Below are 15,251 nucleotides of genomic sequence, written 5' to 3' on the forward strand. Positions count from 1 at the left end.
TTTCGTCTTATGAATATTTTTTTTAAAAGCTTGTGCGTGAGCATGTTTGCGCTAAACTTAAGTGCCCAAAAAAAAAACCAAAACTATAGATTACATATCCGAAAAGCCACCTCTCCCATAGTCATAGATGGCGTTGCCGATGATGAGGCATGGAAAAATACCGATGTAGCGGATGATTTTTTTATGGTATTGCCCATGGACGATGGAAAGGCAAATGAGCGTTCTGAAATCCGGATGGCCTACGACGACGACAATATTTATTTGGTTGCCATTTTTCACAATAGTACCGCCAATCCCAATTATGTTGAATCCTTGCGCCGAGATTTTTCATTCGGCAAGAATGATAATTTTTTATTTTTTCTAGACCCTTTTAATAATCAGACCACAGGATTTTCTTTTGGTTCCAATGCCGCTGGGGCACAATGGGACGGAACTATGTATGAAGGCGGCAAGGTGGACCTTAATTGGGACAGTAAATGGGTTTCCCAAGTGGTTAGGGAAGATACTAAATGGGTGTTTGAAATGGCCCTTCCTTTTAAATCGATCCGATACAAGGATGGTGTGACGGAATGGGGAATTAACTTTAGCAGATTGGATTTAAAAGCTAGTGAAAAATCCAGCTGGACCCCAATACCGCGTCAATTCCCTACCGCATCGTTAGCCTATACCGGTGTTTTGGTTTGGGACAAACCACCACCATCTCCTGGAACAAACATTTCCGTAATTCCCTATCTATTGGGAGGGCTTAATAAAGATTTTGAAGGAAATACATCTAATGAAACAAAGGTCGGAGGTGATGTAAAAATCAGTTTAACCTCTTCGCTTAATTTGGATTTGACGGTCAATCCGGATTTTTCCCAAGTAGAAGTGGACCGCCAAGTGGCCAATTTGGATAGGTTTGAATTATTCTTTCCTGAGAAACGACAATTTTTCTTAGAAAATGGGGATTTGTTCGCCAATTTTGGATACCCAACTATTCGTCCTTTCTTTTCAAGACGTATAGGTCTTGGTGTTCCTATTAGGGCCGGAGCCCGACTGAGTGGGAATTTAAATGAAAAATGGCGATTGGGAGTAATGGATATGCAAACTGCCAGTATAGACAATATTGGTTTGCCCAATCAAAATTTTGGGGTACTATCCCTACAGAGAAAAGTTTTTAACCGATCCAGTATAGGACTCATGTTCGTGGATAAAGAATCATTGCGCTATCCTCAAGACACTGATTCCCTAAGAACCGTATATCCCAAATTCAACAGAAATATTGGATTGGAGTACAATCTGGCATCGGCAAATAATTTATGGACGGGAAAGGCCTTTTTACTTAAATCCTTTTCACCAAATAAAGTGGGCAACGGAATCACGCAAGCATCCCATCTAGAGTATAAGAGCAGAAAGTGGAACTGGAGAATTCAAGAGGAATCGGTAGGAGAGAAGTATACTGCAGAAGTGGGCTTTGTTCCTAGAAATGGATACATAAATTTACAATCCTTTGCAGGACACTTATTTTTCCCAAAAAAGGGTAAGGTCTTAAGTCATGGCCCGGTTTTGAACACCAGTTATTATTTCAATGAAAAAATGGAGAAAACTGACAACCAAAGTGCATTGCAATACGGGTTGAATTTTAGGAACAGAAGTAGTTTGACAGTAGACGTAGTTGATGAATATGTAGAGCTGTTGGAACCGTTTGATCCTACAAGATCCGGAAAGGATTCTCTTAGTACCGGAACAAAACACAGTTGGAATGCCATGAGATTTGAATATAATTCCAAACCACAAAGCCTGTTCACCTATACTTTAGGAGGACGTTTTGGAGGGTATTACCTAGATGGCAACAGAACCAACCTTACTACAGAGATAGGGTACCGTTTTCAACCCTATGTTAGTTTAACTTCTAATATAAGCTATAACAATATTAAATTAACGGAACCATGGAATACCACGGAGTTTTGGCTGATTGGATCGGAAGTGGACATCACCTTTACCAACAAGTTATTTTTTGCCAATCTGTTTCAGTACAATGAACAATCTAAAAACTTTAATTGGAACTCCAGGTTCCAATGGCGCTATAAACCAGCTTCAGATTTATTCATTGTCTATACCAATAACCATTTGCTGGAGCCATATGATGGAAGAAGTTGGTCGCTAACCTTAAAACTGACCTATTGGTTTACAAAGTAGGCAATTGTTTAAGCGGTTGCGGGTACCATTAATTTTTGCATATACCCCAAGCTTTGCAACCAGTTCATTTTTAAAATCAATGCAGCTGTGGGCCTGTTATCATCTTGGATTGCATTAATGATTGAATCGTGCTGGTTATGTGCATTTTTATAAAACTCAGTGTTCATTGCCAATTCTTTTTCATAAAAAAAGATTCGGGTCTTTAGGTCCAAGATTATTTGTTGGGCAATGTCATTTGCATAATTACAGGTGAGTAATCTATGGAATTCCATATCGGCATTCACCTGTTCCAAAGGATTATTGGTGTTTAGAAATAATTCTTGTTGCTTTTTTAGCTGTTCTATTGAACCTGCATCAAATTCTGATTCTTCCAAGGCCAAAGCTTCCATATTGGCAACAAGTTCATAAATGTTTTTAGCTTCTTGGGTGCTTAATCCAGAAATAATAAAACCTCTATTGGGGATTGCCTTTATAATTTGCGATTGTTGAAGCTGTGTCAATGCCTCACGAATGGGGGTAACACTCACATCTAATTGTCTTGCCAGAGCAGCAAGATTTATGGTCTTTCCAAGATGCAGCTCCCCTTTTTGCATCTGTTTTAAAAGGTGCTTACGCACCTGATCTCTGAAATTAACCTTTTGAATCATATCTCAAAAATACTATATCGTATACGATTAAGCAAATTATTTCAAATATTAAAATTACCCTTATATTTAGCAATTCGAAACACATATTTTATGAAACTTACGCATATTGTCCTTGCATTTTTATTGATTTCATGCATTGCCTGTAAAACAGAAACACAAAAAATAGAAGTTGTTGACTTCTATGGTACACAGTTGTTTAAAGACATTCAAATGGCTGCCATTTATGATGATTCCAAAACATTTGTGGACCAATTACCATTGAAATCACATACTGAACTCGTTTCCCTATACGAACAAGAAAAGAACAAGCCTGGTTTTAATTTGAAGGCATTTGTGGAAGCAAACTTCAGGGATAATTCCATGAAGGCTTTGGAGTTTAAAACGGATACAACCAAAACCATGTACGCGCACATTACTTCCATGTGGGAGAAGTTAACCAGAACACCGGATTCGGCCTTTGCGAACTCATCTAGAATAGTTTTGCCGCACGAATATGTTGTTCCCGGCGGAAGGTTTCAGGAAATTTATTATTGGGACAGTTATTTTACCATGGAAGGGCTATTGGTTGATGAAAAGCAGGAATTGGCAAAAAATATGGTTGATAATTTCAGCCATCTAATTAACACTATTGGATTTATACCGAACGGTACAAGAGATTACTTTCTTTCTCGTTCACAACCTCCATTCTATGCTGTTATGGTAGATGCGCTTTCCAGAAAAGATAGTACGTTGCTTTTGGAATATCTACCTACCATGGTAAAAGAGTATGAATTTTGGATGTCGGGACTATCTGATCTCTCAGTTGACAACCCAGCAGAAAGACAAGTAGTACAATTAGACAGCACTACGGTCTTAAATAGGTATTGGGATAAAAAAAGTACACCCAGACCGGAGGCCTATAAAGAAGATGTGCATTTGGCCAACAAACTGGAAACCCTAGAAGAAAAAGAGGCTCTGTACAACAATTTAAGGTCTGGGGCAGCATCAGGATGGGATTATTCCAGCCGTTGGTATGGTGGGGATGACTTTGGATCTACCACAACTACCACAATCCTTCCTGTAGATTTAAATTGTCTTCTATATTTTATGGAAAAGAAAATTGCTGAGGGGTACGGACTTAAGGGTGACGATGAAAATCAAGTTAAATACCAAGAAAAAGCAGATACCCGAAAAGCAATACTACAAACATTGTTTTGGGACAGTAATCTTGGTTTTTTTATGGATTATGATTTTAAATTACAATCCACGACAGACGAAGAAACTTTGGCGGCCGCATATCCTTTGTTCTTTAATGTGGCAACTCCAAAACAGGCAGAAGCAGTGAAGAATAGATTAATCAGTACTTTTTTAAAAGATGGTGGTCTTATAACTACCCTTAAGCAAACAGGACAGCAATGGGATGCTCCCAATGGTTGGGCACCTTTGCAATGGATTGCCGTAAATGGACTGCTAAACTATGGCTACATAGAAGAAGCCAAAGAAATAATGGAAAGATGGTTGAGCATTAACGAGAAAGTTTATAAAAATACTGGGAAAATGATGGAGAAATATAATGTAGAGGACACCAGCTTACTTTCAGGGGGTGGCGAATATAAGACCCAAGATGGTTTTGGGTGGACAAATGGTGTTGCCTTGGGATTCAAGAAACTTTTGGATGATATGGACAATATAAAGGAATAGCACCAGAGCATGATATACTCAATAATAAACTTCCGGAAGGAAAGATCTCTGTAATAGGTGTTGTTAGTGACTGCATATTTTACCTCAAATCTACACCTATGATATTCTGCAATATACATGGGAGGGTATGTCTCACCGATTTGTTAATACTCAAACAAAAAGCCTGATTTAATTCAGGCTTTTTCACATTAAAAAGGAAAGTGTTAAATGTATGTTTAAATTCTCCTGCATGCTTCTTAAAAAACTAACTTGTAGCGTTACTTTTTGATAAATACCCAAAAAGTCAACTCTTAAATAACAAAAACCAACCAAAATGAAGCACATTCTTACGATAATGCTATTTTCTGTAGTATTAAATACCAGTTGCGCACAAAAAAAGAAAGAAACTTCCGTGCCGGATGATATTGCCACTCGCTTTTTAAATTCTTTAGACGAAAATCAAAGAGCCAAAACCTTATTAAAACAAGACGATTCGGTTAGGACCGATTGGCATTTTTTCCCTTCCACTATGTTTAACAGGGAAGGTATCCAGCTAAAAGAATTAAAGGAAAACCAAAAAGAGCTAGTACACGAATTATTGCAAACCTATCTCAGTGAAAGTGGATACAAAAAGACCATGGGTGTCATTGAATTAGAGGGCATCTTGGGCGATCTCACCAACGATCGCGTTTATCGGGACACGGGGCGCTATTATACTACCTTTTATGGTGAGCCAAATACAGAAAAACCTTGGAGTTGGTCTTTTGAAGGGCATCATGTTTCATTGAACTTTACAACGGACGGTGATAAAATCACCTATGTACCCTTATTTTATGGTGCTAATCCTGCTGTTGTAATGGAAGGACCAAGAAAAGGACATAGGTCATTGGTCAATGAAGAAGATTTAGGGTTACAACTAATTAATTTGCTTTCCGCAGAGCAACAAGAAAAGGCGATTATCCAAGAGGAAGGTACTTTCAATGATATTTTATCTTTTAACAAAGCAGAAATTTCCCCTTTGAAAGTGGAAGGTATTCCGGCAACAGAGATGGACGCTGTACAACAAAAACTACTGTTTACCCTTATTAACGAGTACATCTCATCGGTTCCAGATAAAATTGCTGTTGAAAGAGGTACCAAAATGGAAGAAGAGGAACTTGTTGATATATATTTTGCCTGGGCAGGCGCCAAAGAAATGGGATTGGGAAAACCACACTATTATAGAATTCAGGGTAAAAATTTTCTTATCGAATTTGATAATTCACAGAATAATGCCAATCACATTCATGCTGTATGGCGTGACTTTAATGGCGATTTTGGTAGAAATCTAATTAAGGAGCACTACCATAATTCTGACCACCATCATTAGTTTAACAACCCATAAACCAAAGAAAATGAAATATTTAAATGTATTTACCATAGTGGCAATACTTCTTTTAAGTTCTTGTAAGGAAAAGGCAAAAAAAGAGGTAAGCGAACCTAAAATTGAAGAAATAAAGGAGACCGTGCTGGTACACAAATGGTCTGCCGATACACTTTTAACAACATCGGAATCCGTTATTTATGATAAAAAGCGGGACATTCTATATGTTTCCAATATTGCAGGTGTACCCGATGAGGCAGATGGAATTGGATTTATTTCCAAAGTTGATTTAGAGGGTAATATTACTGATGTGAACTGGATATCTGGTTTGGACGCTCCCAAAGGATTAGGTATAGTTGGGGACAAGCTTTATGTTACGGACCTGACCAATTTGGTGGAAATAGATATTGATGCGGGCAAAGTATCCAAAACCATACCCATTGAAGGCTCGGTGTTCTTAAATGATATTACAACAACTTCAGATGGTAAAGTATATATAAGTGACTCCAATGGGGGTAATTTTTTTGTTTATGAAAATGGAATGACTACCCGACTCATGGAAGGCTTGCCTGGACCAAATGGGGTTTTAAGTGATGGCGATACATTCCTAATGGCGCTTTGGGATGAAAAAACATTGAATACATTGAATTTAGAAACAAATGAAATAACAAAGAGAACCGAAGGAATTGAAAACCCAGACGGGATTGAAGCTGTAGGGGATGGTTCCTACTTGGTATCTAGCTGGCAGGGACTGGTTCATTTGGTAAATGCGGATTGGAGTAAAAAAATATTGTTGGATACCAGTTCAGATGAAATTGGGGCTGCGGATATTGAATATATCCAGGAAAAAAACTTATTACTGGTTCCCACTTTTTATAAAAATGGATTAATGGCTTACGAGTTAATCAAATAAAAAATGAATAAGAACATAAAAACCATATGGGTATTACTTCTATGCCTTTGTTGTAATACCTCCTATCTTTTTTCCCAGGACTATGAATTAAATTCCTTTGATGGAAATTTAAAAATAATGGTCGATGTGGTTCCAAAGCTCAATTGGTCCGTTTCGTACAAGGGGAATTTGATTATAGACAAAAGTGAAATTGCTTTGGAATTGGATAACGGCACTATTTTAGGACATAGTTCAATCGTTAAAAAAGCTGTGGAAACATTTAGTGACACCTCCATAAATCCGGTTATTGCTCAAAAAAATGCTGTCATACAGGACAAGTACAAACAATTGGCCCTAAATTTCAAGAATGGATTTTCAGTTGAGTTTAGAGCCTATAACGATGGTGTAGGATATAGGTTTCTAACCAATTTAGGCAAGGAAATCACCATTAAAAATGAGGTAGCAGATTTAAACTTCTCTAATACTACCACAAGCCTTTTTCCTGAGGAAGAAAGCTTAATTTCCCATTACGAAAGATCATATATCCCTACAAAGCTGGACACTCTTGGTCATGCAAAATTCGCTTCACTTCCCACTTTGCTAGAAGTTGGAGATGTAAAAATTGTGGTCACAGAATCAGATTTGTATGACTATCCAGGTATGTTTCTTTATGGAACAAAGGGCAACGGACTTACCGCTGGTTTTCCAAAAGCAGTAAAAGAAGCCTCTCCAGCTCCGGGAGCGGAAGATAGAAACCAAGTGATTGTCCCAGAGGATTATATTGCCAAAACTTCTGGAAAAAGAAGTTTCCCATGGAGGGCTTTTGTTATCTCCGATGATGACAAACAATTATTGGAGAGCGAATTGGTCTATAAATTAGCAAGGCCTCTTCAACTAAAAAACACCGCTTGGATAAAACCGGGAAAAGTTGCTTGGGATTGGTACAATGCCAATAATATTTATGGGGTCGACTTTAAATCTGGTGATAATACCAATACCTATAAATACTATATTGATTTTGCTTCCAAACATGGAATAGAATATATAATTCTCGATGAAGGATGGTCCAAAACCACAACCAATATTTTAGAGTCCAACCCAGAAATTAATATCCAAGAATTGGTGAATTATGGAAAAGATAAAAACGTTGGTATTATTTTATGGTCCCTATGGAAACCTATAGATGACCATCTTAATGAAGCCTTAGAGTTATATAAAAATTGGGGTATAAAAGGGGTTAAAATAGATTTTATGCAGCGTGCGGACCAACAAATGGTGAACTACTATGAACGTGTGGTAAAGGAAGCCGCCAAAAATGAATTGCTTGTAGATTATCATGGAGCATATAAACCCTCAGGCTTACGTAGAGCTTATCCCAATATGATATCCTACGAAGGAGTAAAAGGAAACGAAAACAATAAATGGAGCGCAGATGTTTCCCCGGAACATACGGTTACCTTGCCTTTTACCAGAATGGTGGCCGGACCCATGGATTTTACACCAGGAGCAATGATCAACGCTCAACAGGGTAATTATGCAGATATTTTTGCACGCCCCATGAGCTTGGGGACACGATGTCATCAAATTGCCATGTATGTAATCTACGAAAGCCCGTTACAAATGCTTTGCGATTCTCCATCCAACTATGAAAAGGAGTTGGAAACAACCGAGTTTATTAGTAAAATGCCCACTACATGGGACCAAACCATTGCCCTGAACGCCAAAGTAGGGGACTATGTGGTCATGGCCAGGAGAAAAGGGGATGCCTGGTATATTGGAGGGATGACAGATTGGAGCCCAAGAGAAATAGAAATTGACTTTTCCTTTCTACCTGATGGTGATTACAATGCAGAAATTATGAAGGACGGCATAAACGCCGATCGTTATGCACAAGATTACAAAAAAGAAAATATCAATATAAATAGTTCAACCAAAACAAGGATACGTATGGCTCCTGGAGGTGGTTGGGCCGCAATAGTTACTAAACAATAAAATTAAAATGATGAGCACTAAAAAAACTTTTTTTGCCTTAACACTATGCGTATTGTTTGCATTCCAGGCATTTTCACAATCTCAATTCAAGGTCTTCTTATTTACCAAAACCGCAGGATGGCATCACCCTTCTATTCATGATGGAGTCAACGCAATGAGAAATCTGGCCGAACGTCACAATTTTGACCTGGTATGGGAAGAGAATGCCGATCGCTGCTTTACCGAAAACTTTTTAAAGGATTTTGACGTGGTGGTTTTCCTAAATACTACAGCTGATGTCCTCAACGATGACCAACAAAAGGTATTTGAAAAATTTATACAGTCCGGGAAAGGGTATGTTGGGATTCATGCTGCTTCGGACACAGAATATGACTGGCCTTGGTACAACCAATTGGTAGGGAAAATGTTTAAAATTCATCCGGCACAGCAAACAGCAATGATTGATGTAGCTGACTACAATTTTCCTGGCATGGAAGTTTTTCCAAAACGTTTTATGTGGACAGACGAATGGTATGAATTTAAAAAGGAAAATTATTCCGAAGTCAACGTTTTGTTAACATTGGATGAAACTACTTATAAACCCTATGCAAAGTGGGGAGATAATGTTGGCGAGGGCATGGGATATCATCCTATTGCTTGGTACCATAATTTTGATGGTGGGCGTTCTTTTTTTACTGGTTTAGGTCATATTTCCAGTGTGTATAGCGAACCTTGGTTCTTACAACATCTTTATGGCGGCATCTATTGGGCGGCAACAGGAAAAGGTATTAAAGAATAAATCTTGTCTGGTTATAAAAGAATCATTAAATCTGGGCTTAAAAGAATTTGGGCAATCCTTTTTCTTTGGAGCCCAATTGGTTTTTCACAACAGCATATAGACCTTGTATATGCAGAAGTAGGCGAACGCCAGTTGTTAGTTGATATCTACCTACCTAAAAATAACCCAATGCCTATTTAATTGTATGGGTTCATAGAGAGGCATGGCTCCCCAGATTACTATCAGCCAGAATTCACTTAAAAAATAATTGACTTTCTAAAGAAAGTACTTAACTAGTTTTATGAAAAATACAACGCATTCTTTTCTAATCATTTTTGGTATACTACTAATGTTCCTTAATTGCAAGGCCCAAACTTCCTCGCCTAATGCAGAAACAATAATAGATCGAATAAAAGAAAATATTACGGTAGAATGGCAAAGGGAAACGGTAGACACCTATAAGGGAGGAAGTCCAGAAATGAAAATTACTGGAATAGCCACTACCTTTTTGGCCACTATGGATGTATTAAAGAGAGCAAAGGCAAAAGGTTTGAATATGGTCATAACCCATGAGCCAACTTTTTACAACCATTTTGATACTACAGAACAATTTGAAGGGGACTCCATTGTTGCTGCCAAGCAAAAATATATAAAAGACAATGGAATGGTAGTTTTTAGGTTTCATGACCACATCCACCAAACATCCATAGACGGTATTTACAAGGGGGTTGTGGACAAAATGGATTGGAAAAAGTATGAACAAAAACAAAGGCCCTATATCTATAAATTACCAGAGATGACCTTAAAAGAACTTGGCAATCAACTTAAAACAATTTTTAACACTCCCCTTATTCGTATTGTGGGAAACCCAGGTATGCCAATTACCCAGGTGGGAATGGTTTTGGGCGCTGCTGGGTCTGCTCGGCAAATAAATGTATTGCAAAGAGAGGATGTAGAGGCACTAATAATTGGAGAAACACATGAATGGGAAACTGTTGAATATGTTAGGGATGCTGTAACCCTTGGCAAAAAGAAAGCACTAATTATTATTGGTCATGCCAATTCCGAAGAACCCGGTATGGATTATTGTGCATCGTGGTTAAAGAGTTTTATTTCCGAGGTTCCCGTTGAATTTGTTCCGGCAGGTGATCCGTTTTGGACCCCTAATTAATTCTTTGTCACAATTTCTATAACTCCATTGGCGGCACTGGAACCATACATTCCTAAGGAAGAGGCGTCTTTAAGAACTGTGACCGACTTTATTACCTCTCCCGGCAAAGAGTAAAACAAGGACGTATAGGAACCATGGTACTGCCGGCCATCCACGATATAAGTGGGTTCCTCACTAAGATTAAGGGAATTACTCCCTCTAATAACAATATTTGCATTGGCGCCATCGCCTTGCACCCTAACGCCAGGGATTCCCCGTAAATAATCCGTTAAATTCTTGATGGCAATCCCCTCATCTACAATTTGGTCATTTTTATTGGCCAATTCCACATTATAGTTGCCCGTAGGTAGGTCCTCATGGACCACCTCCGATTGAGTTTTATTTGCCTTGCAACCCATTAGAACAAACGTTCCCAACAAAGCCATATTTAACAGATTCCTTTTCATGCCTAAGTTATTTACTATCAATGAATTTACTTAAAATTCAACAATTTTAAGTCTTTACTTGCACTTATAAATCGAAAGGTTAATAAAATCTTAATTCAGAAATGAGAGATTTCTTTTTTATTACTTTAGTAATCAACCAACTAAAATTAAAATAATGCGTTACCTATCCTTCTTATTCTTGTGTTTAGTATTGTCCATTTCATGTAAACAAAAAAAAGCTGAAACAACCGAAACAAAAGAAGAACCGGCTATGGAAGTAGTCCAAAAACCTGCTACTATGGCAGGGGAGACGGGAACGTGGACTTCTTTGTTCAATGGTAAAGACCTTACAGGTTGGAACATGAAAATTGTGGGCCATAAACTGGGGGAAAATTTTGGAAATACCTTTAGGGTAGAAGATGGCATTCTTAGCATTAGATACGATGCCTATGAAGATAATTTTGACAACCGATTTGGTGCCCTATATTATGATAAAAAATTATCCAATTACCGACTTAAAGTTGAGTATAGGTTTGTGGGGGAAACCTGTCTTGGTGCCCCGGAATGGGGATATAGGGACAGTGGGGTACAATACCATTGTCAACCTCCAGAAACGGTAGGCCTAAACCAATCTTTTCCAGTTTCTTTGGAATACAACCTCCATGGAGGTAATGGCACCGATGAGCGGCCTGTGGGCGAGATATGTGCAGGGGGTACTTTGGTGGAAGTAAATGGGGCCAAAAATACTTCCTATTGCACTCCGGCTACCGTTAAAAGAACCTTTCATGGGGATCAATGGGTGACCATGGAAATAGAGATTAAAGATGGAACCATATCGCATTATGTAAATGGTGAAAAAATATTGACCTATACAAACCCAACATACGACCCCAATCATGAGATTGGAAAAACTTTTATTGTAGACGGCAATGACCAAGTTAAGGACGGATATATCTCGCTACAATCCAACAGCCACCCAATAGATTTTCGTTCCATAGAACTTCTGGAATATTAAACTTTAGCCCATACAGTATATGAATTATTGTAAACCTATTTTTGTCGCCCTATTGATATTATTAAGCTCCAAGGGCTATTCCCAAGAGTGGGAAGTTCTTTTTGATGGAGCAAATATAAACGCGCTACGGGGTTACAAAATGGATACTTTCCCAACAGATAGGTGGGAGGTTGTAGATGGAGCGCTTTCCACTATTACGGATGTTCAAAATGTGGATATTGTAACCAAAGAAATGTATCAAGATTTTGAACTTGTTTTTGAATGGAAGGTATCCAAAGCAGGAAATAGTGGGGTATTTTTTCATGTACAAGAAGTTTTTGACCAAGAAGCGGGAAATGGGAACAGCCCAAATTGGCTCAACGATTTTGAGTTTCAAATTTTAGATGATATTGATTTTTATGATAAAGACCCTATGCGCTCGGCTGGTTCTCTTTATGACTTAATAACACCTACAAACAAGACTTTAAAGCAAGTAGGGGAGTACAATACGGCAAAATTGATTGTGAAGGACAATCACGTAGAACACTGGATAAATGGAAAAAAAGTGGTGGACTATGTTATTGGGGGAGAAGCATTAAATGCGCTCTTGGCAAAAAGTAAGTTCAAGGATAATCCAGAATACGGAACATCCAAAAAAGGACATATCATGTTCCAACATCATGGGCAAAAGGTATGGTATAAGAATATAAAAATTAGGAGGCTTTAGCCATTGCCATTTATTTAAGTAAAATCTCTATGACCCCATTGGCTCCACGAACACCAAACATGGCGGTTTCTGAGGCGTTTTTATAGACACGGACAGATTTTATATCGTTAACCGCAATGATTCCCGTTAATTCCGAAAACGTACCACCGAACTGATTCCCATTGACTAAAAACAAGGGTTCGGAGCTCATGTTAATGGAGTTTCCTCCAGAACGAATTAAAATAGTGGCATCTGGACCACTTCCCCTAACAGAAACCCCTGAAAATCGCCTAAGATAATCCTCCAAGGAAATCTCCGGTTGTAAATCTGAAATCGTGTTGGTCTGCTCTTCAATCCCGTCAGTATCATTGGAAGTAGAGGTTGTGCTCTTACAACTGCCCATTAGAACCAGCACGCCAATAAGTAGTACATTTTTTATCTTCATAAGAAATTGAATCTTAACCTATTAAAGATAGTAAAAATGAAAACAATAGCCATTCCAACTGAAAGAAAAGGTTCAAAACTAACTTTTCCCTTCCAGATACGTTCCCAAATTTTGTAAAGAATCGTCCCAAAATTTTTCATAGAATTTAAGCCATTGGTTAATTTCTTTTAATGGGGCAGTGTTGGCATAACAAAAACGTTCCCTTCCTTTGGTCTGTATTAAAACCAGTCCGGCATCTTCCAAAGTTCTTAAATGCTTGGTGACCCCTTGTCGGCTCATGTTAAACTGACTGGATACTTGTGTTATGGGCATGGCACAGGCAGCCACTACCAAGGCATGAAATATTTCACGTCTGGTAGGATCTGCTATGGCCTTAAGGGTTTTGGTTATTTTATTTTGCATGTGATAATTTTAATAAATAGGAGGTAAGTGCTTTAATGCAGTTGTCCCAACCGCCATTAAAATTATTGAAAAAGGTAACCGCGGATTCTTTGGGATAGTTGGAAATGCCCGAATGCTCCAAATGTAATTTTGTACCCCCTTCCATAGGTTCCAATTCCCATTTCACAATAGTTTCTGTATGGGTACCCTGCACAATCCATGTGTAAATAAGGGTGTAAGGGTCAGCTTTTTTTACTTCACCCGTAATTTGGGTGCATCCTTCTTCTTCGCTGGCCATAAAAGTGTACTTGTATCCAGGTTCAGCTTTAAAGTCGGCTTTAATAAACCATTCCGATAGCTCTTCCCCAATGGAAATGGCATTCCAAACCTTATCAATAGGTTGGTTAAAAATGTGTTCTTTGGTGATTAAATCATTCATGACTGTTCGTTTTTTTGATTAATATGCAACTCTACGGTTGCTAAATTAAACAAATATTCCAAACAAGCAACTATTTGGTTGCTTAAAATTAGGTTTCAAAATAAAGAAAGGTGGTAGATGGTCGATAAAATAGGGGGCCAAACACTAAAAATAAACACCAAACGTTTAATACCCGTAACCAAATGTACTTAGCAATGAGAAAGAATAGTTTAAATAGAATAGTAATGGCCTTGACCCTTATTATGGCCATTGGCTGTACCAAGGACAATGAAAGTCTTAATGACCAAGAGATTACTGGAACCGATGTAAAAACAGTTTTAGAGGTCGATGATATTGCCGGCATTGCCGATACCGTAGTTTCCGAAGTATATATTGAAGCCCAGTCGTCGTCTGGCAAGAAGGCACAAAAAATGACCGAATGCTATGAAGGTGTTCATAGTGATACAGGGTTTACACTAACCTTTAATGAATGTGACCCTGGTGATGGCCATATATTGAACGGTACCATATCCGTTGTATATGGACAAGAAGCGGGGAGTGCCACGTATAGTGCCACCTATACCAATTTTTCGGTAGGGGACATATCCATAAACGGTACCCGTAGTTTTACCCTAACTGGAGATCCAGAGTCCAACTCCTATTCTTTTAGTGTTACCAGTGATATGACTGTAATCATGGAAAATGAGGATGTTATTTCCATTGACGGAACCAAGAGTTTTAGCTTTATGTTTGGAGAAACCATAGAGGACAGTACGTATAGTATAGGCGGTGTTTGGACCGTGACTATTAACAACGATGTATATAGTGTAAGTGTATCCGAAACTTTGGAAGGAAGCTTGGCCTGTACATTTATCACGAGCGGTACTATGGAGCTATCCAAAAATGGTTTGGCCGTGGATGTTGATTTTGGAGAAGGTGATTGCGACGATCTTGCAACCTTGACCTATCCAAACGGTGTTGAAAAAGTAATAAACCTAGATGATTAGGAATTAATATAGATTTAAAATATAAAAAGCCTCGGTGTTTACCGAGGCTTTTTTTTAAAATACTTTAAAAACGTACCCCAAAAGCCAGTACAAAATAATAAAGACCACCACGGTTCCCACGCAACCACATTTGCCACCACCAATTTTTTTGGCACCGATACCGGCAAGAACAGCTCTTATTAATTTTTCCATTTTACTATATTTCTAATAATTTTC

General features: G+C 38.3%; 16 protein-coding genes. 10 read left to right on the forward strand and 6 right to left on the reverse strand.

The window, feature by feature from the left end; all coding sequences use genetic code 11:
- Window positions 1-42: 42 nt before the first annotated feature.
- The gene (locus GGR42_RS01650) at window positions 43-2,178 is read left to right on the forward strand and encodes a carbohydrate binding family 9 domain-containing protein (RefSeq protein WP_245201449.1); all 2,136 of its coding nucleotides are present in this window, start codon (window positions 43-45) and stop codon (window positions 2,176-2,178) included.
- A gap of 8 nt (window positions 2,179-2,186) precedes the next feature.
- Here GGR42_RS01650 and GGR42_RS01655 read toward each other — a convergent pair whose 3' ends face one another.
- Window positions 2,187-2,825, reverse strand: coding sequence for a GntR family transcriptional regulator (locus tag GGR42_RS01655; protein WP_167960209.1), 639 nt, complete (start codon window positions 2,823-2,825; stop codon window positions 2,187-2,189).
- Between the two features lie 90 nt (window positions 2,826-2,915).
- Here GGR42_RS01655 and GGR42_RS01660 point away from each other — a divergent pair, with 90 nt between their 5' ends.
- The 6 genes from GGR42_RS01660 to GGR42_RS01685 all read left to right on the forward strand — a co-directional run bounded on the left by GGR42_RS01660 (window position 2,916) and on the right by GGR42_RS01685 (window position 10,659).
- Window positions 2,916-4,505, forward strand: a complete 1,590-nt coding sequence (locus tag GGR42_RS01660) for a trehalase family glycosidase (protein WP_209023910.1) — start codon at window positions 2,916-2,918, stop codon at window positions 4,503-4,505.
- 313 nt (window positions 4,506-4,818) lie between these two features.
- Entirely contained in the window at window positions 4,819-5,853 is a 1,035-nt protein-coding gene (locus tag GGR42_RS01665; protein WP_167960211.1) for a DUF3500 domain-containing protein, read from the forward strand.
- A 25-nt stretch (window positions 5,854-5,878) separates the two neighbouring features.
- Entirely contained in the window at window positions 5,879-6,760 is an 882-nt protein-coding gene (locus tag GGR42_RS01670; RefSeq protein ID WP_167960213.1) for an SMP-30/gluconolactonase/LRE family protein, read from the forward strand.
- A 3-nt stretch (window positions 6,761-6,763) separates the two neighbouring features.
- The gene (locus GGR42_RS01675; protein WP_167960215.1) at window positions 6,764-8,731 is read left to right on the forward strand and encodes a glycoside hydrolase family 97 protein; all 1,968 of its coding nucleotides are present in this window, start codon (window positions 6,764-6,766) and stop codon (window positions 8,729-8,731) included.
- A 10-nt stretch (window positions 8,732-8,741) separates the two neighbouring features.
- On the forward strand, window positions 8,742-9,509 hold the full coding sequence (locus tag GGR42_RS01680; RefSeq protein ID WP_209023911.1) for a ThuA domain-containing protein: 768 nt from the start codon (window positions 8,742-8,744) through the stop codon (window positions 9,507-9,509).
- Window positions 9,510-9,789: 280 nt separating this feature from the next.
- Window positions 9,790-10,659 carry a Nif3-like dinuclear metal center hexameric protein gene (locus GGR42_RS01685; protein WP_167960219.1) on the forward strand — a complete coding sequence of 290 codons (870 nt, stop codon included), beginning with the start codon at window positions 9,790-9,792 and terminating at the stop codon, window positions 10,657-10,659.
- On the opposite strand, the gene GGR42_RS01690 is transcribed toward GGR42_RS01685, so the two are convergent.
- Window positions 10,656-11,105 carry a TonB-dependent receptor plug domain-containing protein gene (locus GGR42_RS01690; protein ID WP_167960221.1) on the reverse strand — a complete coding sequence of 150 codons (450 nt, stop codon included), beginning with the start codon at window positions 11,103-11,105 and terminating at the stop codon, window positions 10,656-10,658. The two genes, GGR42_RS01685 and GGR42_RS01690, sit on opposite strands and share 4 nt — an antisense overlap.
- A 154-nt stretch (window positions 11,106-11,259) precedes the next feature.
- Here GGR42_RS01690 and GGR42_RS01695 point away from each other — a divergent pair, with 154 nt between their 5' ends.
- Window positions 11,260-12,099: a 3-keto-disaccharide hydrolase gene (locus GGR42_RS01695; protein WP_245201370.1), complete on the forward strand. Its 840-nt coding sequence runs from the start codon at window positions 11,260-11,262 to the stop codon at window positions 12,097-12,099.
- A gap of 19 nt (window positions 12,100-12,118) precedes the next feature.
- Window positions 12,119-12,805, forward strand: a complete 687-nt coding sequence (locus GGR42_RS01700) for a 3-keto-disaccharide hydrolase (protein WP_167960223.1) — start codon at window positions 12,119-12,121, stop codon at window positions 12,803-12,805.
- Between the two features lie 10 nt (window positions 12,806-12,815).
- Here GGR42_RS01700 and GGR42_RS01705 read toward each other — a convergent pair whose 3' ends face one another.
- The 3 genes from GGR42_RS01705 to GGR42_RS01715 all read right to left on the reverse strand — a co-directional run bounded on the left by GGR42_RS01705 (window position 12,816) and on the right by GGR42_RS01715 (window position 14,049).
- The gene (locus tag GGR42_RS01705; protein ID WP_167960225.1) at window positions 12,816-13,229 is read right to left on the reverse strand and encodes a TonB-dependent receptor plug domain-containing protein; all 414 of its coding nucleotides are present in this window, start codon (window positions 13,227-13,229) and stop codon (window positions 12,816-12,818) included.
- A 78-nt stretch (window positions 13,230-13,307) separates the two neighbouring features.
- Window positions 13,308-13,631 (reverse strand): ArsR/SmtB family transcription factor, encoded by a 324-nt coding sequence (locus GGR42_RS01710; protein ID WP_167960227.1) that lies wholly within the window; start codon window positions 13,629-13,631, stop codon window positions 13,308-13,310.
- Complete coding sequence (locus tag GGR42_RS01715; RefSeq protein ID WP_167960229.1) at window positions 13,621-14,049, reverse strand: SRPBCC family protein; 429 nt, start codon at window positions 14,047-14,049, stop codon at window positions 13,621-13,623. The genes GGR42_RS01710 and GGR42_RS01715 overlap by 11 nt, the downstream gene beginning before the upstream one ends.
- Before the next feature lie 194 nt (window positions 14,050-14,243).
- On the opposite strand from GGR42_RS01715, the gene GGR42_RS01720 reads away from it, so the two are divergent.
- Window positions 14,244-15,035, forward strand: a complete 792-nt coding sequence (locus tag GGR42_RS01720; protein WP_167960231.1) for a hypothetical protein — start codon at window positions 14,244-14,246, stop codon at window positions 15,033-15,035.
- 54 nt (window positions 15,036-15,089) lie between these two features.
- On the opposite strand, the gene GGR42_RS01725 is transcribed toward GGR42_RS01720, so the two are convergent.
- Window positions 15,090-15,227, reverse strand: coding sequence for a hypothetical protein (locus GGR42_RS01725; RefSeq protein ID WP_167960233.1), 138 nt, complete (start codon window positions 15,225-15,227; stop codon window positions 15,090-15,092).
- Window positions 15,228-15,251: the final 24 nt, after the last annotated feature.

The sequence above is a fragment of the Saonia flava genome (genome assembly GCF_011927795.1).
Lineage (GTDB): Bacteria > Bacteroidota > Bacteroidia > Flavobacteriales > Flavobacteriaceae > Saonia > Saonia flava.